Source organism: Vibrio sp. 2-2(8), assembly GCF_963888495.1.
Classification (GTDB): Bacteria; Pseudomonadota; Gammaproteobacteria; order Enterobacterales; family Vibrionaceae; genus Vibrio; species Vibrio anguillarum.
Window position 1 is genome coordinate 56,020 of record NZ_CAWPJM010000053.1, and the last position, 18,036, is coordinate 74,055.

16 protein-coding genes and 1 tRNA gene are annotated in these 18,036 nt (G+C 45.2%); 11 read left to right on the plus strand and 6 right to left on the minus strand.

Annotated features, from left to right (window positions below; all coding sequences use genetic code 11):
- Positions 1-183: 183 nt before the first annotated feature.
- On the minus strand, positions 184-2,202 hold the full coding sequence (locus tag AACV12_RS15780; protein WP_013868542.1) for a DEAD/DEAH box helicase: 2,019 nt from the start codon (positions 2,200-2,202) through the stop codon (positions 184-186).
- 362 nt (positions 2,203-2,564) lie between these two features.
- On the opposite strand from AACV12_RS15780, the gene rnb reads away from it, so the two are divergent.
- Positions 2,565-4,574, plus strand: coding sequence for an exoribonuclease II (gene rnb / locus AACV12_RS15785; protein ID WP_170899502.1), 2,010 nt, complete (start codon positions 2,565-2,567; stop codon positions 4,572-4,574).
- 61 nt (positions 4,575-4,635) lie between these two features.
- Here the strand turns inward: rnb and AACV12_RS15790 are convergent, their stop codons facing one another.
- Positions 4,636-4,986, minus strand: a complete 351-nt coding sequence (locus AACV12_RS15790; RefSeq protein WP_026027345.1) for a DUF3024 domain-containing protein — start codon at positions 4,984-4,986, stop codon at positions 4,636-4,638.
- 174 nt (positions 4,987-5,160) lie between these two features.
- Here AACV12_RS15790 and AACV12_RS15795 point away from each other — a divergent pair, with 174 nt between their 5' ends.
- Entirely contained in the window at positions 5,161-5,982 is an 822-nt protein-coding gene (locus AACV12_RS15795; RefSeq protein ID WP_026027798.1) for a phosphate ABC transporter substrate-binding protein, read from the plus strand.
- Between the two features lie 53 nt (positions 5,983-6,035).
- On the opposite strand, the gene AACV12_RS15800 is transcribed toward AACV12_RS15795, so the two are convergent.
- Entirely contained in the window at positions 6,036-6,713 is a 678-nt protein-coding gene (locus AACV12_RS15800) for a MaoC family dehydratase (protein WP_013868538.1), read from the minus strand.
- Between the two features lie 314 nt (positions 6,714-7,027).
- Here AACV12_RS15800 and AACV12_RS15805 point away from each other — a divergent pair.
- Positions 7,028-7,118 (plus strand) — tRNA-Ser (locus AACV12_RS15805).
- Between the two features lie 188 nt (positions 7,119-7,306).
- Here AACV12_RS15805 and AACV12_RS15810 read toward each other — a convergent pair.
- Complete coding sequence (locus AACV12_RS15810) at positions 7,307-7,849, minus strand: GNAT family N-acetyltransferase (RefSeq protein WP_013868537.1); 543 nt, start codon at positions 7,847-7,849, stop codon at positions 7,307-7,309.
- A gap of 174 nt (positions 7,850-8,023) precedes the next feature.
- On the opposite strand from AACV12_RS15810, the gene AACV12_RS15815 reads away from it, so the two are divergent.
- Together AACV12_RS15815 and dcuC are read left to right on the plus strand one after the other, a co-directional pair.
- A complete protein-coding gene (locus AACV12_RS15815; protein WP_170900822.1) occupies positions 8,024-9,151 on the plus strand; it encodes an acyl-CoA desaturase in 1,128 nt (375 codons plus the stop codon).
- Positions 9,152-9,448: 297 nt separating this feature from the next.
- Positions 9,449-10,816 carry an anaerobic C4-dicarboxylate transporter DcuC gene (dcuC, locus tag AACV12_RS15820; RefSeq protein WP_170900824.1) on the plus strand — a complete coding sequence of 456 codons (1,368 nt, stop codon included), beginning with the start codon at positions 9,449-9,451 and terminating at the stop codon, positions 10,814-10,816.
- Between the two features lie 69 nt (positions 10,817-10,885).
- Here the strand turns inward: dcuC and AACV12_RS15825 are convergent, their stop codons facing one another.
- Both AACV12_RS15825 and narQ read right to left on the minus strand, forming a co-directional pair.
- Positions 10,886-11,518 carry a response regulator gene (locus AACV12_RS15825; protein WP_013868534.1) on the minus strand — a complete coding sequence of 211 codons (633 nt, stop codon included), beginning with the start codon at positions 11,516-11,518 and terminating at the stop codon, positions 10,886-10,888.
- Positions 11,505-13,229 carry a nitrate/nitrite two-component system sensor histidine kinase NarQ gene (gene narQ / locus AACV12_RS15830; protein ID WP_170900826.1) on the minus strand — a complete coding sequence of 575 codons (1,725 nt, stop codon included), beginning with the start codon at positions 13,227-13,229 and terminating at the stop codon, positions 11,505-11,507. The genes AACV12_RS15825 and narQ overlap by 14 nt, the downstream gene beginning before the upstream one ends.
- A 215-nt stretch (positions 13,230-13,444) precedes the next feature.
- On the opposite strand from narQ, the gene napF reads away from it, so the two are divergent.
- The 6 genes from napF to AACV12_RS15860 all read left to right on the plus strand — a co-directional run bounded on the left by napF (position 13,445) and on the right by AACV12_RS15860 (position 18,020).
- Entirely contained in the window at positions 13,445-13,939 is a 495-nt protein-coding gene (napF, locus tag AACV12_RS15835) for a ferredoxin-type protein NapF (RefSeq protein ID WP_017045373.1), read from the plus strand.
- A gap of 2 nt (positions 13,940-13,941) precedes the next feature.
- On the plus strand, positions 13,942-14,247 hold the full coding sequence (locus AACV12_RS15840; RefSeq protein ID WP_170900828.1) for a chaperone NapD: 306 nt from the start codon (positions 13,942-13,944) through the stop codon (positions 14,245-14,247).
- On the plus strand, positions 14,244-16,733 hold the full coding sequence (napA, locus tag AACV12_RS15845; RefSeq protein WP_094125867.1) for a periplasmic nitrate reductase subunit alpha: 2,490 nt from the start codon (positions 14,244-14,246) through the stop codon (positions 16,731-16,733). The genes AACV12_RS15840 and napA overlap by 4 nt, the downstream gene beginning before the upstream one ends.
- Positions 16,734-16,806: 73 nt before the next feature.
- Positions 16,807-17,262 carry a nitrate reductase cytochrome c-type subunit gene (locus AACV12_RS15850; protein ID WP_013868529.1) on the plus strand — a complete coding sequence of 152 codons (456 nt, stop codon included), beginning with the start codon at positions 16,807-16,809 and terminating at the stop codon, positions 17,260-17,262.
- A gap of 32 nt (positions 17,263-17,294) precedes the next feature.
- Positions 17,295-17,873, plus strand: coding sequence for a NapC/NirT family cytochrome c (locus AACV12_RS15855; protein WP_013868528.1), 579 nt, complete (start codon positions 17,295-17,297; stop codon positions 17,871-17,873).
- Positions 17,874-17,885: 12 nt separating this feature from the next.
- Positions 17,886-18,020 carry a TIGR02808 family protein gene (locus tag AACV12_RS15860; protein WP_013868527.1) on the plus strand — a complete coding sequence of 45 codons (135 nt, stop codon included), beginning with the start codon at positions 17,886-17,888 and terminating at the stop codon, positions 18,018-18,020.
- Positions 18,021-18,036: the final 16 nt, after the last annotated feature.

The following is an 18,036-nucleotide window of genomic DNA, read 5'->3' on the forward strand; positions in this document are numbered from 1 at the left end:
AGCAACACGTGTTGAGTTTGATTGAAAATAACCCATCGAAGCTCACTCGGTAACACGAATACCGGAACTTCAATGAAGTGAAGATTTTAACTAGCTCACGCTAGAAATGCAAAGATCGAATTATATAAATCAAAAGAAAAAGCCCATGATAAATATCACGGGCTTTGGAGTTTCAATAATTGATTATGCTTCAGCGCGACGAGGACGACTTAACGTACCCGCATTGGCATTAGCATTAGCACTAGCATTGCCGTGACCACGTTCACCACGGAAGTTACCACGATGGTCGCCACCACGGTTGCGGTCAAAACGACGCTCACCATCACGACCAGTCGCTGCTGCACCGTCACGGTTGCCACGGAAGCCACCTTCACGGCCACCACGACCTGCGCCAGCCGCAGGAGCACCGCCTTCACGATTACGGAAGCCACCGTTTCCGCCTTCACGACGGGCACCACCACCGTTACCACCTTCACGACGACCACGAGACTCGCGGAAGTCATCAAAGTCACATACAACGGCACCGACTTCTTTTTGGCGAATACGCAGTTTACGCAATTTGCCTTCAACATCTGAAGACATTGATTTAGGAAGCTGTACGAATGTATGGCCTTGAGCAAGTTTAATTGCACCAATTGAACCTTTGGTTAAACCAAGTTCATTAGCTAAAGCACCAACGATGTCTTTCACTTGCACGCCTTGCTCACGGCCGACTTGTAACTGATAAGTATCCCAGTCATTGCTCGCAGTACCATATTCGCGGCGACCTTCGCGTCCATCACGGCTATCGCGACCGCCTTCACGGCGTTCACCACGCTCACTACCCTCTTTACGATCACGGCGACGTGATTTTTCACGCTCGATCGCGTCGACCATTGGATCTGGGCCGACATAGAACAGTGGACGATTGCCTTGTTGGCGCTTCAGTAAAATGGCCGCCAGTGTTGTGGCATCAATCTCTAGGCTTTGTTGAAGTTTTTCAATGAGCTCAACAAATTTGTCTAAAGCAGTATGACCTTTGTCAGCTTCTAGCTCTGCACCCAGTTTGATGAGACGAGCTTCAGCAACTTTGTCACGCATTGGAAGTTGAATCTCTTCCATTTGAGAACGAGTTACGCGCTCAATCGTGCGCAACATACGAATTTGGTTCGTGCGAACTAGAAGGATCGCTTTACCTTTGCGTCCAGCACGGCCAGTACGGCCAATACGGTGGATGTATGATTCTACATCGAATGGGATATCATAGTTGAACACGTGTGTAATACGTGGAACATCAAGACCACGAGCAACAACGTCTGTCGCAACAAGAATGTCGATTACACCCTGTTTGATATGATCAACCGTGCGCTCACGCAGTGATTGCGGAATATCACCATGAAGCGCTGCCGCTTTAAAGCCACGAGATAATAACCAATCAGCTAAACGCTCGGTGTCTTGACGAGTACGTACAAAGACGATTGACGCATCGGTTTCTTCTGTTTCAAGAAGACGAGCCATCGCTTCATCTTTTTCAACACCTTTAACAACCCAATATTGCTGCTCTACTTTCGCAACAGTTTGGTTTGAACCTGCTACGTCAACACGAGCTGGATCACGTAGGTAACGGTCAACAATCGTCTTCACCATAGGAGGCATAGTCGCAGAGAACAGCACGCGTTGAGCGGTGCCAGGTGCTTGTTCCATGATCCAAGTTACGTCATCAACGAAGCCCATTTTGAGCATTTCGTCAGCTTCATCAAGGACGAAGGTATGACATTCGTCTAAATGAAGGCGATCACGAGTGATCAAATCTTTTACACGACCAGGTGTGCCAACCACAATATGAGCACCATTTTTCAGAGCGCGCATTTGGTCAACAATAGAAGCACCGCCATAGATCTCAAGTACTTTAAGGCCTTGAATCTTTTGGCCAAGGTTTTTGATTTCTGCCGCAACTTGGATAGCAAGTTCACGAGTTGGTGCCATCACAATTGCTTGTGGCTTGTGTTGAGAAAGGTTTAATTTGTTCAGTAGAGGTAGAGAAAACGCAGCCGTTTTACCTGTACCTGTTTGTGCTTTACCTAGCGCATCTCTTCCTTCAAGAAGAAATGGAATAGCAGCAGCTTGGATAGGAGTTGGAGAAACGAAACCCATTTCATTTAGAGCAGAAAGGATTGAGTCGTTTAGGGCTAATTCACTAAATTGAATTACAGAGTCTTGCATGGAGATCCCACTAGATTAATTAACAAAAGGTCCCACGTGCTCTACCAATTCCAATACCGATCCATTAAAAAGAGCTGAGTTCCGTTCAGATGCGGATAAGTCTTAAAACGCATCAAGCCGCTAGGGACATATAAGGGACGCGGATTATTCCCTAAAAGCATAAAAAAAGCTAGTAAAAATTGAATTACATCACAAAAATTCGTCATAAATGACCATTAAGCTCATTAATTCACCCAAAACGAACACAGAAGCTGCATTTACAGCGCACTGTTAAAGCAGACTAGCAAAAATAACGCTTTCGGTAGTAATCATCCCGCTCAATGATTATAGTGTGCCCAATCGCATTTGTTAGAAAAAGAAACATGTTTCAAGATAATCCGCTCCTTGCTCAACTCAAGCAACAAATCCAAGAGAACTTGCCTAAGAAAGAAGGCACGATAAAAGCCACTGAAAAAGGCTTCGGCTTTTTAGAAGTTGACAGTAAGAACAGCTTCTTTATTCCGCCTCCGTACATGAAGAAATGCCTACACGGAGATAAAGTGGTGGCCATCATTCGCACCGAGAATGAGAAAGAAGTGGCTGAGCCTCAAGAGCTGCTTGAGCCTTCATTAACTCGCTTCATTGGCCGTGTAAAGCTGTACAAAGGTAAGCTGAATGTCACGCCCGATAACCCGCAACTAAAAAGGCAATCGCTGAAAGCCAAGGTGCAAAAAGGATTAAACCCTGAACATTTCTCTGAAGGTGATTGGGTTGTTGCACAGCTTATTAACCATCCACTGAAAGACGATAGCGGCTTTATGGTTGAAATCACCCATAAAATTACGGATGCCAACGATAAGATTGCACCTTGGTGGGTGACTTTAGCTGAAAATGACCTGCCTAACAGTGAGCCGGCTGGTATTGAACATTGGCAGCTAAAAGATGATGCCGACCTACAACGCATCGATATGACCCACCTTCCTTTCGTGACCATCGATGGGGCATCAACTAAAGATATGGATGATGCACTGTTCGCCCAAAGAACCGAGAACGGTGACTTCACATTAACCATTGCTATTGCAGACCCAACCGCATACATCACGCCAGATGACGAGATGGACAGTGTCGCGCGTGAGCGGGGTTTCACTATTTATCTCCCTGGCCGCAATATCCCAATGTTGCCACGTGATTTAGCCGATGATTTGTGTTCGTTGATGGAAAATGAAGTTCGCCCTGCCCTTTGCTGTACCGTAACAGTGACTAAAGAAGGTGTGATTGGCGATGACATTACCTTTTTTGCGGCCAACATTAAATCGCATGCTCGATTGGTTTATGATCATGTATCAGATTGGTTAGAGACGGGCACTTCTGCCGATTGGCAACCAAGTGACCAAATCGCTTCCGTTGTGCGTGATTTGTATGATTTTTCATTAGCGCGCGCACAATGGCGCGAAACATACGCGGTCGTGTTTCCTGATCACCCTGATTATCGATTTGAACTGAGTGAAGACAACGACGTAGTGGCAATTCATGCGGATCTTCGCCGTAGTGCTAACCGTCTTGTTGAGGAAGCGATGATAACCGCGAATATCTGTGCGGGAAAAACGCTCAAAGCGCATTTTGGCCAAGGCGTGTTCAATACGCACGCGGGGTTCAAACCCGAAAAAATTGCCGATGTTGTCGAATTAGTCAACCCAACGGGTGAGCTTGAATACACTGCCGATAACTTAGCGACTCTAGAAGGCTTTGCCTCTTTACGTCGCTGGTTATGTAAGCAAGAGACCCGCTATCTGGATAATCGTATCCGCAAGTATCAAGCTTACAGTGAAATAGGAAACCAACCTCTTCCGCATTACGCAATGGGTTTGGATATCTATGCCACTTGGACTTCTCCTATCCGTAAATATGGCGATATGATCAACCATCGTATGTTGAAAGCACATATTTTAAACAAAGAGCCCGTACAAACACCGGATGGAACCGTTGGTGAAGAGTTGGCACTACACCGCAAACACCACAAAATGGCCGAACGTAACGTAGGCGACTGGCTCTATGCTAGAACGCTAGTAAACGAACCGAGCAAAGGCACCCGTTTTACGGCTGAAATTTTTGATATCAATCGAGCTGGCATGCGCGTACGTCTTTTGGAAAATGGCGCAGCCGCATTCATTCCTGGTTCTTTAATCTTAGACAACAAAGAACGTATTGAATGTAATGCGGAAAGTGGAACGCTGCTTGTCGATAAAGAAGTCGTCTTTAAGCTCGGTGATACGCTCGAAGTCGTGCTCGCAGAAGTGAATATGGAAAACCGCAGTCTGATTGCAAAACCGACTCAGGTTTTCGAACCGTTACCTATACCTTCAGAAGCTAATACCACTATCCAAGGGGAGTGATTTTAGCAGCATAGACATTTCTATCAGGCATTCTTCGGAGTGCCTTTTTATTGCTTATTGATCACCAAAAGTAAGATTTAGGATCTTTTTCAATTTCGCGGATCAACGCCGTCAAATCCGTTGTTTTAGGGAGAAAAGGATACGGCAACCAATCTTCAATTTCTTTATCGGGATCCGTATTGGGAATATACAGCGCCCATTTAGCTTCTTCCCAAATCACTTTCGCCACGATACTTGAATAGTCGCAATGCGTTGAATCTAATTTGTAATGGTGTTTGATGAAGTGCACACCGTTAACGATCGGCTCAAAACAGGATTTGCCTAATTCAACAGACACACTTTGGTTACGATTATGGCAAACAAGCTCTGCTCTTCGTTCTAGTTGACGTTGCAACAAATTCACTACCGCCATTTTACCCTCGCTCAAACACGGCTTCCTGACATCTCGACTATAGCTGACTTCGCTTATCTCTGATATGAAAAACCGTAAGGCTACAAACCACTTACCTTTGTGGTTCACAAAAGTGTCATCTATACGACATATTATGGTGGCTCAATTTTTCTAAATAACCATATTGGAGCCACTATGTTTCGAGTCGCGCTTGCTACACTGCTTTCAACTTTGCTACATACCCAGTTTGCCTTCGCAAGTGAAGTTAATATTTCTGGCTCGACCTCGGTCGCTAGGATCATGGAAGTATTCGCCGAGGACTACAATACCGCACACCCTGAAACTTATATCGCGGTTCAAGCCGTGGGTTCGAGTGCTGGCATCACATTACTGAAAAAAGGTGTCGCAGATATCGCCATGAGCTCGCGCTACCTCACAGAAAGTGAGCAAGATGAGACGATGAGCACCTTGCCGATTGCCTATGATGGGTTGGCTGTTGTAATCAATCGCTTAAACAGTATTGAAAATCTGACTCGTGAGCAGTTATTTGATATTTATAAAGGGAAAATAACCAACTGGAAACAAGTCGGTGGTGCTGATCAAAAAATCGCAGTTGTGACCAGAGAAGCATCATCAGGTTCCCGCTATAGCTTTGAAAGCTTATTAGGCCTGACTCGTGTGATTAATGATCGCTTAGTGTCAGACATCAGTTCCAATAACTTAGTGGTCAATAGCAATAGTATGGTTAAGACACTGATTAACCATAACCCTCAAGCGATCGGTTTCATCTCTACGGGATCGGTAGATAAATCGATTAAAGCGATAAAATTTGAGGGGGTAGAAGCCACTGCAAAAAATATTGTCACTCATGAATATAAACTTTCCATGCCATTTTTAGTGGTCTATTACCCTGAAAAAATCACTAAAGAGACTCAAGCTTTCATTGCATCTTTAAAATCAGCGGAAGCAAAGGCTCGCATAGAAGAATATGGTTATATTCCTTTGAAAAACAAATAAATACAAAAAAGGAGAGTGATCGACTCTCCTGTTTCTATGCCATTTTTCTAAAGTTAAAAATGGAGTTGGATTACTGAAACCACGACACAGCCTGGGCGACGAATACCTTCAATCTCAACTTTAATTTCTCTCTCGATCTCCAAACCTTTTTTGATTGGCGTAACTTTCAATAGAGTACTAATGGCTCTTACTCGGTTTCCTGATTTCACTGGATACGGGAAACGAACTTCATTTAAACCGATATTCACCACCATTTTTGCGGTCGGAAATATTGGTTTGTCAGGATCAACGCTATCCGTCAATTTAGGTAACAAGGCCAAGGTCAAAAAGCCGTGCGCAATTGTGGTCCTAAATGGAGAATCAACTTCCGCTTTTTGAGGGTCGGTATGAATCCACTGCATATCCTCAGTTACTTGACCAAACTGGTTAATGCGCTCTTGATCAACCACCAGCCATTTACCTGTATGAATGACTTCACCAATCTGAGTCTGGAGCTGTTTATACAGACGTTGCGCTTCAGGTTTGAGTATCAAGGGTTCGGCAATAGGAGCATCTTCATTCACTGCTGGTTGGTGAAAATCTCTAACCCAAGAAAACAACTGGCGACTGTTTGTTTTATGTAGAAGCTCGCCCCAGTACTCACGTACTGAAGGTGATACCCACTGCATAAGCTCAGAGGAGTACTTGTTCATTGAATCGCCACGATGCTTAAAAAGATTCTCGACTTTCATCTAAACCTCGGTGATTAGTTAGAATGCCCTTGGATTGAGGTAATTTTGAAGTACTTCACACTTAGCTGCAAACACTTTCGAGCGTACAACCGTTCCCTGAAACACACAAATTACATATAAATCAATCAAATAAAAATAAAACACCATTTTATTAGATAACTAGGTTGTAGAGTATATAGCTCATAAAATCAAGGGAAGCGGTAAAACAGCGCTTTACTGTAACTGAAAACGTTATTGCGGTTAGCCAAACCGAGTCGATGACTCAACTTATTGCTTTACAATATTATGGTGGCTATCTATTATGCGCACCACACGGAGAGATGGCTGAGTGGTTTAAAGCACCGGTCTTGAAAACCGGCGATGGTTAATAGCTATCCTAGGGTTCAAATCCCTATCTCTCCGCCAAATGTCAAGAAAAGCCTTTGATTATCAGAGGCTTTTTCTATTTATAGCATTTGAAAACTTTAGATCACTAAAAACTCATGTGTCTGGAAGATGCAATCATATTTGGTCATCGCCTCTTCCTCAATACATCAAGAACGAATCACACGAATACCGATAGGTAAGAAGACATAGCCCGCGCACTATGCGTTTCAATCAACCGTAGAAGAGACCGAAGCCAGCAAATCTGTTGGGCTAGTCCAAGTATAAACCCACTCTTTAATATCTTGCCCACAGGGAGACCGCCATAAACGCTCTCCTTTAGGTCGACCAGCTAAGTAGTCGTAAAATTCGATGGCTTGCTTATTGTCTGCCATCACTTCCAAATACACACCGCTATTAGGGAAATACTGCTCAAACCATGCCGCCATCTCTTGAATCAACTGGCGACCAATCCCCCTTCCTCGATAATTTTCATCAATGTGCAGAGACTCGATAATGCTGCCTTTGTCAAAATCGTGGTTACCAAAGGCGCAGATAAACCCACACAGCAGCCCTCCCTCTTCAATCAGTAGGACATGTTGATTAAATGGTGGATTGATTAAGCGAGTTTGCCAAATCAGTAAACGGTCTTCTAGAACGTCGTTATCAAGGTACTCTTTTCCTAATATGCCTTGGTAGTGAGTTCGCCAACTTTGAGCGTGTAGCTGAGCAATTCTTTCAAAATCGCAATATTCAGCTGCTTTTATTTCCATATTCTAGTCCTTATTACTTCCTGTAAGGATTAACATCGTCTTTCATACTATTCGGTTCAAATAGAAAAGCAAAATATACTAGTCACAATCCCTTAAAAGAATCATTAAACCTCTTTGACTTACAGTTGTTCGCTGATATTCTAGCGAACAACTGTAAGCTCAAGGATTTTAATCATGGAATCGGCATCAAAACCACCACTTATCTGGATAAACATCGTCATTTTTAGCTTCAGCTTGGGCTTAGCGACGATTGCAGCCCCTTTGTATGGATGGCAATTTGGCTACGGCATGGAGCATTGGCTTTGGCTGATGATTTGTTTTTCCTTTTGCAACCTTTCCATTACCGCGGGCTATCACCGTTTATGGTCACATAAAGCCTATGAAGCACATTGGGCACTGAGATTATTGTTTGCATTAGGTGGGGCGTTTGCACTGCAAAACAGTGCGCTACATTGGTCTTCTGATCACCGAGTTCATCACAAGCATGTAGACAATAATGACAAAGATCCTTATTCAGCCAAACGTGGATTCTGGTTTTCACACATAGGTTGGATGCTGCGTCACTACAATAAAACCACGTACGATGACTACTCAAACTGCCGTGATCTGCAAAAAGATAAGATCGTCATGTGGCAGCATAAATATTATGTGCCTTTAGCACTCGCAATGAACTTGGGCGTTCCTCTGATCCTTGGTTTTATTTATCACGATATACTGGGCATGTTACTGATCGTGGGTGCACTGCGTTTAGTGCTCAATCATCACACGACATTTTTCATCAATTCGCTGGCTCATATATGGGGTAGCCAACCTTATACTGATAAAAATACAGCCCGCGATAACGGTATTTTGGCTTTCTTCACTTTTGGCGAGGGCTACCACAATTATCACCATATTTTTGAAAACGATTATCGTAATGGGATTTATTGGTGGCAATACGACCCAACAAAATGGCTGATCAAGCTGTGTTCGTGGCTTGGGTTGGCTGGTAAACTGCGCACTTCTCCTCCCCTTAAGGTAGAAAAAGCGAAAGCGTTAATGGCATTAAGCCATGCGCAAAAACAGATCGCCGCGTTGCCCAATCAGCAACTCGTTATGGCCAGCATACAACGTGAATTTGACGCTTTAGTCATGCAGTTGCAAGAGTATTATGAATTAAAGAAACAGCTGCTCGAAAGTAAAAAAAACAATATGGTTCGTAGATATGAACACTCCCTATTGATGCTGCGCTATCGACAAGTGAAGCAACAATTAGCACTACAAAAATCCAATTGGCAGCTCATTGTGCGTCAGTACTCCTAAATTCATACTTTACAGATTTGATGAAGCCATGCCTTAAGTGGCTTCATTTTTCTTAGCTTAAATTATCCCCCCCTCTAACAGAACTTCTAGCCGCATATTTGCTAAATGAATAGTTAGAACGACTAAAACATATTCAAAGTTAAAGAATTTTCAACTAGGTTATCAATTGATAATTTTATTGTTTTAGATCATCTAAAGCTCAACTTGCTCTCGTGCTACAGCATTCTTTTCGGTAAATTCCTTGTCATAAATTGATACACGTTTTTGCAATATTGTTCATAATTTCAGGAGACTTAAATGCTAGAGCTTTTAATTGGCTTGGCGGTAACAGTAGCGGTGGGTTATTTCATTGTTAAAGGTTACAAGCCAGCCGGTGTGTTACTCACCGCAGGTATCGTTTTACTGCTATTAACTGGCGCACTTGGCTATTCAGTGCTGCCAGCCAAAGTACCCTCAACCGGTAACACAGTAACGGATGCACTCGAATTCGTGAAATACATGTTGCGTTACAGTGGTGGCGGTTTAGGCATGCAAATTATGTTGCTGTGTGGTTTTGCTTCGTACATGACACACATCGGCGCCAACAATGTGGTTGTAAAACAGTTTTCTAAACCTCTTTCGGTTATTACATCCCCTTATATCTTGCTGGTTGCTGCTTACATTGTGGCGTGTTTGATGTCTTTAGCGGTGAGCTCAGCAACGGGTCTTGGCGTGCTGTTAATGGCCACTTTATTTCCGATGATGGTAGCGATGGGGATCTCTCGTCCGGCCGCAGTTGCGGTATGTGCATCTCCTGCTGCGATCATCCTTTCCCCGACATCCGGTGATGTGGTTATTGCGGCGGAAAAATCAGGCCTACCTTTACACGTTTTTGCCGTGGAAACGGTTCTTCCTGTTTCGATCTGCGCCATTATCGTCATGGCGATCGCGGCCTTCTTCTGGAACAAGTATCTCGATAAGAAAGACAATACACCGATGGAAAAAATCGATGTTTCCGCCATCGAAGTAAAAGCACCGGCTTACTATGCGGCTCTTCCATTCTTACCTATTGTGGGTGTGTTCTTATTCAACGGAGAAACCATTCAAGGTTTGAGCCTTGATATTTACACCATTGTGGTCGGATCCATCTTCATCGGTGCATTGGTTGACTTCGTGACGAAGCGTTTTAAAGGTAAAGAGACGTTAGAAGATCTAGAATCATGCTACGCAGGCATGGCCGAAGCATTCAAAGGCGTGGTGATGTTATTGGTTGCTGCGGGCGTGTTCGCACAAGGTTTGATGTCGATTGGGGCAATTGATAACCTGCTTCATCTTGCAGAAACCGCAGGCGCAGGCGGCATAGTCTTGATGCTGATTTTGACAGGCCTTACCGTAGCAGCCGCTATTGCGACGGGTTCAGGCAACGCTCCGTTCTACGCCTTTGTTGAGTTAGCGCCATCGTTGGCGGCTAAATTGGGCGTGAATCCAGCCTTTCTCATTATCCCGATGCTGCAAGCTTCAAACCTTGGGCGCACCATTTCACCAGTATCAGGCGTCGTTGTAGCAACAGCTGGTATGGGCCATATCAGTCCATTTGAAGTGGTAAAACGCACTTCCGTTCCTGTCATCCTCGGTTTAATCACTGTCATTATTGGTACAGTAATCCTTGTACCGATGACAGCATAACGTTGACAAACAATCAGGGCGTTCAACAGGACGCCCTTTTTTCAAACCGCTATTTCCAAATAATAGGTGTTATTTACTCTCGCTATAGCGTTCCAAGTATAAAATCGTTGCTGCTGTGCGCGATGGGACGCGTAACTTCTTCAGTAAACTCTTCATGTGCACCTTTACTGTCGACTCAGAAATGAACAGACGATCCGCAATTTGTTTATTCCGATACCCTTTCGCGACCTCTTTTAGAATCTGAGTTTCACGGTCGGTTAATGCCTCAAAAAGATCTTCATGCGTATGACGTTCGGCAAGGTACTGAGTAACAAACTCGCTGTACGCTTTTACACCCGTCGCGGCCTGTCTAAGCAGTTCCACCAGCTCATCTGGTTCTGTATCTTTAAGAAGGTAGCCATCAGCCCCCGCTTTCACCATAGCTTCAATATCGAGCGCACTGTCTGATACGGTTAAAATAACGATGGTGGCGGTTGATTCATCCGCACGAAGCGCTGTTAACGTATCGAGCCCTGACATGCCTTTCATATTCAAATCAAGCAGAATGAGATCCGGCTCGATGTCATGCGCCAAAGCAATGGCTTCACTGCCGTTACAAGCTTCAGCAACCACTTCAAAGTCATCTTCAAAACTCAATAGCTGGTTGATACCACGTCTCATCAAAGGATGGTCATCTACCAGCATTACTCTACATCTCGTCAAAATTTGTATCCTTTGAACGTTTATATTTCAATATAACTTCACACCCAGCATTGGGTGCGGAGGTTACTGACACTGCGCCATGCAGCCGCGCCGCTCTTTCTTGCATAATGCTTAATCCATAGTGATTGAGCCTAGCACGCTGTTGATCAAAGCCAACCCCATCGTCTTTGACCGTCACCATCACCTGATCGTCTAATTCATCACAGTTGACTTGAATGGCATTAGCTTGAGCGTGTTTGATAGCATTGATAGTCGCTTCTCGGATCAATTGCAGTAAATGCACTTGTTGATGCGCATCTAAATCAATCGATGACAAATTATTATTAAGCACTATCTCCGCCGTAGTTTGCTCGCCAAGTTCCTCTAGCATGCCCTTAAGCGCTTGACCAAAATTGCCTTCTTTAATCGTTAGCCTAAAGGTGGTTAATAACTCTCTTAACTGGGTGTAAGCGCCCGACAAACCTTGATCAATATCTAAAATGATTTGCTCTTTTTTCTCTGCAGCGTGCGGGGTCTCTGCTCGGCCAATCACGCGTTTTAATAGTGATACTTGTATCTTCAGATACGAAAGCGATTGAGCCAACGAATCATGCAGTTCCCGTGCGATGGTGGCGCGTTCTTCCATCAAGATCAACTGTTCGGCTTGTTTCTGTGCTTGATTATAATAAATGGCACGCGACAATATTTGTACGAAGTTATCAATCAAGGCGCTATTTGGACAAGGCAAGCTGTATTGCAGATACAAGTAACCCAGTTGCATCCCATCTAAGCTCAGCAAAAGCGGAGAAAGGGAGAACCCATTGCTCTCACCTTCGGATAAGCGCGTACTTTTACCCGCGTCATCACCAATTTCTAACTGGGCAAATGTGACCCCTTCAATGGTGACCAAGTGTTGCAAAATCGCTTGGAAATTATCTTGGCTAATGCGCGACGCGGTTAACTCTTGCGAGCAGTCATACAACACTTGCAGTGCTTGGTTGGCATTTTGCAACTTATGGGTTTTCTCATTCACCGCTTGCTCTAAACCAAGGTACAACTTACCAAGATCGGTGGCCATTTTATTAAACGTGCGGGTTAAGATCCCCATTTCATTATGGCTGGTGACATTGAGCGATACATCAAATGAACGGTTTTGGATCTGCTCACTGGCGGTCACTAGCGAACGCAATGGCCCCACCACTTCCTTACGAATAAAATGCACCACAAACAATGAGATACACAACACACCACCCAACCCCATGCCGCCAAACCAAGCCAGTTGGATCAGCTTTTGTTCTGAGAAGTGCTGCAACTTAAAGACAAAACGGTCGATTTGGCTGACAAATTTTGCCACCTCATCAAGATAGCGGTCTTTGTTCTCGCTATTTAGCAAACTTTTCAGCTCGTGCCAACGAATGATCAACTGATAATAATCTTTAGTGATGTCGTTTGGCACAGGCCAACGCTGCAATGCTTTCATTGAGGGTGAATAAAGCGAACGTTCAAAAAGATAAATGTGAGATGGATAATCCACCGAATCACTTTGAATATCATGTGCCAATCGGTAGCTTTGCATACGCATTGAGCCAGCCACGTTCACCGCTTCCGCATCATTGAGTGATGAGGCGAGTGTAAAAATGGCGTACCCCGTGATGGCAACCGATAACAGTAAAATCGACACCATGGCTTTGGCAATGGTGCTGGTGACCGACTGTTTGGATCGTTTTCTCAAAACATCTCTCCGTGAACCTCTCCTTGCCTATTGTATCTGATTGGGCGCCGCTGTCGTTAAAGCCATTCAATATGTGATCACTCGCGCTTGAATTTATTGATCTAAAACAACATGACTAGCCAATTACCTCCTTGGGGGTATTTATAGAAATAGGACAAAAACTACAATTTGTGTATGGATAAATGAAGATTTGTTAACAAATACAGGAATGCACTTTGGTTGATCTCTCGAAAAGGCGTTTTTTTTCTCGTAATCAGGTCGATGACACCATTGTCCGCTTGCCTTGGATTGCTCACCCCCTCTCCTTTTCAGATGAGTGCACTCGCTGCGGCCGCTGCCTAGACGCGTGCGAAACAAAGATCATCACCTTAGGTGATGGCGGCTTCCCAACCATAGATTTTCATATTGATGAGTGCACCTTTTGTTATCAGTGCGCGCAAAGCTGCCCAGAGCCAATTTTCGCACCGCGCTCAACACAACCGTGGCTGGCTAAAGCAAAGCTCGAAGAAAGCTGCTTGGCTAAACGCAATGTGGAGTGTCGTAGCTGCGCTGAGTCATGTGAAGTCAGCGCTATAACGTTCAATTTAGTGATCGGAAAAGTGGCGCAACCGAATGTCGATATTGATGCCTGTAACGGATGTGGCGCGTGCGTTTCCATCTGTCCAACCTCAGCCATCCGTGTGAGCAATATTAATAATAATGAGAGATAAACATGTCACTCAATGAAGTACATATTTCAAGTTTGATCGTTCACGTCGTACCTGCACATTTAGCAGCGCTCAAAGCGACAATCGAATCGTTTGAGAACGCCGAAGTGTATGGCCAAAGCAACGAAGGGAAAATGATCGTCGTTTTGGAAACGGAAAATCAAGGCTTCGTTACTGACACCATCGATGCGATTAATAATTTACCACATGTTCTCAGCACCGCTTTGGTTTATCACCAAATAGAAAGTGGGCTGGATGACACGGATACCAACACTGGAACACAACATTCCCACATTGAGGATGACGTATGAAAATGACAAGACGCGCGTTTGTGAAAGCAAACGCAGCCGCATCCGCAGCCGCTGTCGCCGGTATTACTCTACCCGCCAGCGCAACAAACTTGATTGCCAGCTCAGACCAAACAAAAATCACTTGGGATAAAGCACCTTGTCGTTTCTGCGGTACGGGCTGTTCAGTATTAATCGGTACCCAAAACGGCAAAGTGGTTGCCACACAAGGTGACCCTGAAGCGCCCGTTAACAAAGGGCTGAACTGTATTAAAGGCTACTTCCTTTCAAAAATCATGTATGGCAAAGATCGCTTAACACAGCCACTGCTGCGCATGAAAGATGGCCAATATCATAAAGATGGAGAATTCACGCCAGTGTCGTGGGATCAGGCTTTCGATGTGATGGCTGAAAAGTGGAAACAAGCTCTAAAAGCGAAAGGGCCAACCAGTGTTGGCATGTTCGGTTCGGGCCAATGGACCGTGATGGAAGGTTACGCCGCCGTTAAACTAATGAAAGCGGGCTTTCGCTCTAATAACATTGATCCGAATGCTCGTCACTGCATGGCTTCAGCCGTTGTTGGATTTATGCGCACCTTTGGTATTGATGAACCGATGGGCTGCTATGATGATTTTGAACACGCTGATGCCTTTGTGCTTTGGGGTTCAAACATGGCTGAAATGCACCCAGTTCTTTGGACTCGTATTACCGATCGCCGTTTAAGTCACCCACATGTTAAAGTAAATGTCCTTTCGACTTATTATCATCGTTCGTTTGAGCTGGCCGACCACGGTTACATTTTCCACCCACAAAGTGACCTTGCCATCGCCAACTTCATCGCCAACTACATCATTCAAAACAATGCGGTGAACTGGGATTTCGTCAATAAACATACCCACTTCAAACAAGCGACTACGGATATTGGTTATGGCCTGCGTGACGAGCACCCACTGCAAGTTAAAGCGAAAAATGCCAACTCCGGTGATGTTACTGCGATTGATTTTGAAGCTTATAAAGCCTCGGTTGCACCTTATACGGTTGAAAAAGCCGCGCAAATGTCAGGCGTTGCCGAAGATAAACTGATCGCGCTTGCAAAACAGTACGCTGACCCTAACACCAAAGTGATGTCACTGTGGACTATGGGCATGAACCAACACACTCGCGGTGTTTGGATGCAAAGCTTGGTCTACAACCTGCACTTACTGACAGGCAAAATTGCCACACCTGGCAACAGTCCATTTTCATTAACAGGTCAACCATCCGCTTGTGGCACGGCACGTGAAGTCGGAACCTTTTCTCATCGCTTGCCTGCTGACATGGTGGTGGCAAACCCCAAACATCGCGCGATTGCTGAAAAAACATGGAAGCTTCCGCAAGGCACCATTCCTGAAAAACCGGGCTTTCACGCCGTACAGCAAGACCGAATGCTCAAAGACGGCAAACTCAACGCTTACTGGGTGCAGTGTAATAACAACATGCAAGCTGGCCCGAATATTAACGAAGAACGTTTACCGGGTTACCGCAACCCAGAAAACTTTATCGTCGTGTCTGACCCGTATCCAACAGCCACAGCGCAAGCGGCCGACTTAGTGCTCCCTACCGCAATGTGGGTGGAAAAAGAAGGCGCTTACGGCAATGCTGAACGCCGCACTCAAGCTTGGTATCAACAAGTTGGTACTGTGGGCGAAGCAAAATCAGACTCATGGCAAGTGATGGAGTTCTCTAAACGCTTCAAAATGGAAGAAGTGTGGCCAGAAGAATTGCTCGCCAAAGCGCCACAATATCGCGGTAAAACCCTGTTTGATGTGCTGTTCAGAAACGGACAGGTTGACCAATTCCCGCTTGAAGAAGCGCGTGAACTGAACGATGACGCACATCACTTCGGTTTCTATGTACAAAAAGGGTTATTTGAAGAGTACGCCAGCTTCGGACGCGGTCACGGCCACGACTTAGCTCCTTATGATACCTACCATAATGTTCGCGGCTTACGTTGGCCGGTTGTGGATGGCAAAGAAACGTTATGGCGCTTTAAAGAAGGCTCTGACCCTTATGCGAAAAAAGGATCTGATTGGGATTTCTACGGCAAACCGGATGGTAAAGCGTGGATCATCTCCGCTCCTTATGAAGCGCCGCCGGAATCACCTGATGCCGAATTTGATATGTGGCTGTGTACGGGCCGCGTGTTAGAACACTGGCACACCGGCACTATGACGCGGCGCGTGCCTGAACTTTATAAAGCCGTACCCGATGCGCTCTGTTACATCCACCCAGACGACGCCAAAGCGCGTGGGTTACGACGTGGTGATGAAGTATTGATTTCCAACAAACGCGGCGAAGTTCGTGTTCGTGTGGAAACGCGCGGCCGAAATCGTCCACCGCATGGTTTGGTCTTTATCCCATTCTTTGATGCTCGCATTTTGATTAACAAGCTGATTTTAGATGCCACGGACCCACTGTCGAAACAGACAGACTTCAAAAAATGTCCGGTAAAAATCACTAAAGTAGCGTAAGCCAGTTAATGAATGCATCGGCTGCCCTATGGGGAGCCGATCTCAGAATGAGCCATTAGGCGGAGAATTTAAGATGAAAAAACTACTGATCGCCCTTTTATCTTTTGGGGCTTTATTTGGCCAAACGGTACAGGCGGAACTGAATAACCCCGGCGGCAACGGTGGGCTGGAATCGCTGCGTGGCGCAACGCAACTTGAAGAGACTCGTCCTGCAGACGACTTTAAGAAGTACCCAAGAGATCAAGCGCTTGAAAGCGAATACGTCTATCAGCCACCTTTGATCCCGCATAACATTCGTGGCTACGAAGTGTCGCTAAACGCCAATAAGTGCCTTGCTTGCCACAGTTGGAAAAATGCCAAAGAGATGGGCGCAACCAAAATCAGTGTGACCCACTATGTTAACCGTGAAGATGCGGTGCTAGCTGACGTCTCACCGCGCCGTTACTTCTGTTTACAGTGCCATGTACCGCAAGCCATTGCGAAGCCTTTGGTGGAAAATGAGTTCAAATCCGTTGATTCACTTCGCTAATCGTAGCCAGATAATAACTTAAGAGGCTATTTATGAAATTATTAAAAGCGTTTTGGAAAAGGCTCACAAGCCCAAGTAAAGCGGCCGTTGGCATCGTATTGTTCATGGGGTTTGCAGGTGGTCTGCTATTTTGGGGCGCATTTAACACCGGTATGGAAGCAACAAACTCAGAAGAATTCTGCTCAGGCTGTCATGCACCGATTGTGGCTGAGATCCAAGAGACGATTCACTATTCTAACCGTTCCGGCGTACGTGCTATCTGCTCTGACTGCCATGTTCCCCATGAGTGGACAGACAAGATTATCCGCAAAGTGCAAGCCTCCAAAGAGTTGTTTGCTCATGTGGTATTAGGCACCATTAGCACACCCGAAAAGTTTCAAGCACGTCGAGCACATCTCGCGGAGCGTGAGTGGTCTCGATTGAAAAATAATGACTCATTAGAGTGCCGCAACTGCCATGAGTTCGAATACATGGATTTTTCAGAGCAAGGTCCACGCAGTGCCAAACAGCATTCAACCGCCCTTGCTAGTGGTGAAAAAACCTGTGTCGATTGCCATAAAGGTATTGCACATAAACTGCCAGACATGCAAGGCGTTGAAGGCTGGCAATAGGAGAATTAACCCATGAGTACATTAGAATCGGTGATTTGGCATATTCTTGGTTACAGCGCGATGCCTGTTATTATCTTCGGCGGCTTTGCGGTGGTTGCCGCCGTTTCACTTTGGTTGCTGTCACTGAGTAAAGATAAAGAACTATAAATCACACTTCCTACCG

Excerpts from the sequence above, each read along its gene's own strand:
- AACV12_RS15780 (WP_013868542.1), bottom strand. The coding sequence starts at position 2,202 with ATGCAAGACTCTGTAATTCAATTTAGTGAATTAGCCCTAAACGACTCA.
- rnb (WP_170899502.1), top strand. The coding sequence starts at position 2,565 with ATGTTTCAAGATAATCCGCTCCTTGCTCAACTCAAGCAACAAATCCAA.
- AACV12_RS15790 (WP_026027345.1), bottom strand. The coding sequence starts at position 4,986 with ATGGCGGTAGTGAATTTGTTGCAACGTCAACTAGAACGAAGAGCAGAG.
- AACV12_RS15795 (WP_026027798.1), top strand. The coding sequence starts at position 5,161 with ATGTTTCGAGTCGCGCTTGCTACACTGCTTTCAACTTTGCTACATACC.
- AACV12_RS15800 (WP_013868538.1), bottom strand. The coding sequence starts at position 6,713 with ATGAAAGTCGAGAATCTTTTTAAGCATCGTGGCGATTCAATGAACAAG.
- AACV12_RS15810 (WP_013868537.1), bottom strand. The coding sequence starts at position 7,849 with ATGGAAATAAAAGCAGCTGAATATTGCGATTTTGAAAGAATTGCTCAG.
- AACV12_RS15815 (WP_170900822.1), top strand. The coding sequence starts at position 8,024 with ATGGAATCGGCATCAAAACCACCACTTATCTGGATAAACATCGTCATT.
- dcuC (WP_170900824.1), top strand. The coding sequence starts at position 9,449 with ATGCTAGAGCTTTTAATTGGCTTGGCGGTAACAGTAGCGGTGGGTTAT.
- AACV12_RS15840 (WP_170900828.1), top strand. The coding sequence starts at position 13,942 with ATGTCACTCAATGAAGTACATATTTCAAGTTTGATCGTTCACGTCGTA.
- napA (WP_094125867.1), top strand. The coding sequence starts at position 14,244 with ATGAAAATGACAAGACGCGCGTTTGTGAAAGCAAACGCAGCCGCATCC.
- AACV12_RS15850 (WP_013868529.1), top strand. The coding sequence starts at position 16,807 with ATGAAAAAACTACTGATCGCCCTTTTATCTTTTGGGGCTTTATTTGGC.
- AACV12_RS15855 (WP_013868528.1), top strand. The coding sequence starts at position 17,295 with ATGAAATTATTAAAAGCGTTTTGGAAAAGGCTCACAAGCCCAAGTAAA.
- AACV12_RS15860 (WP_013868527.1), top strand. The coding sequence starts at position 17,886 with ATGAGTACATTAGAATCGGTGATTTGGCATATTCTTGGTTACAGCGCG.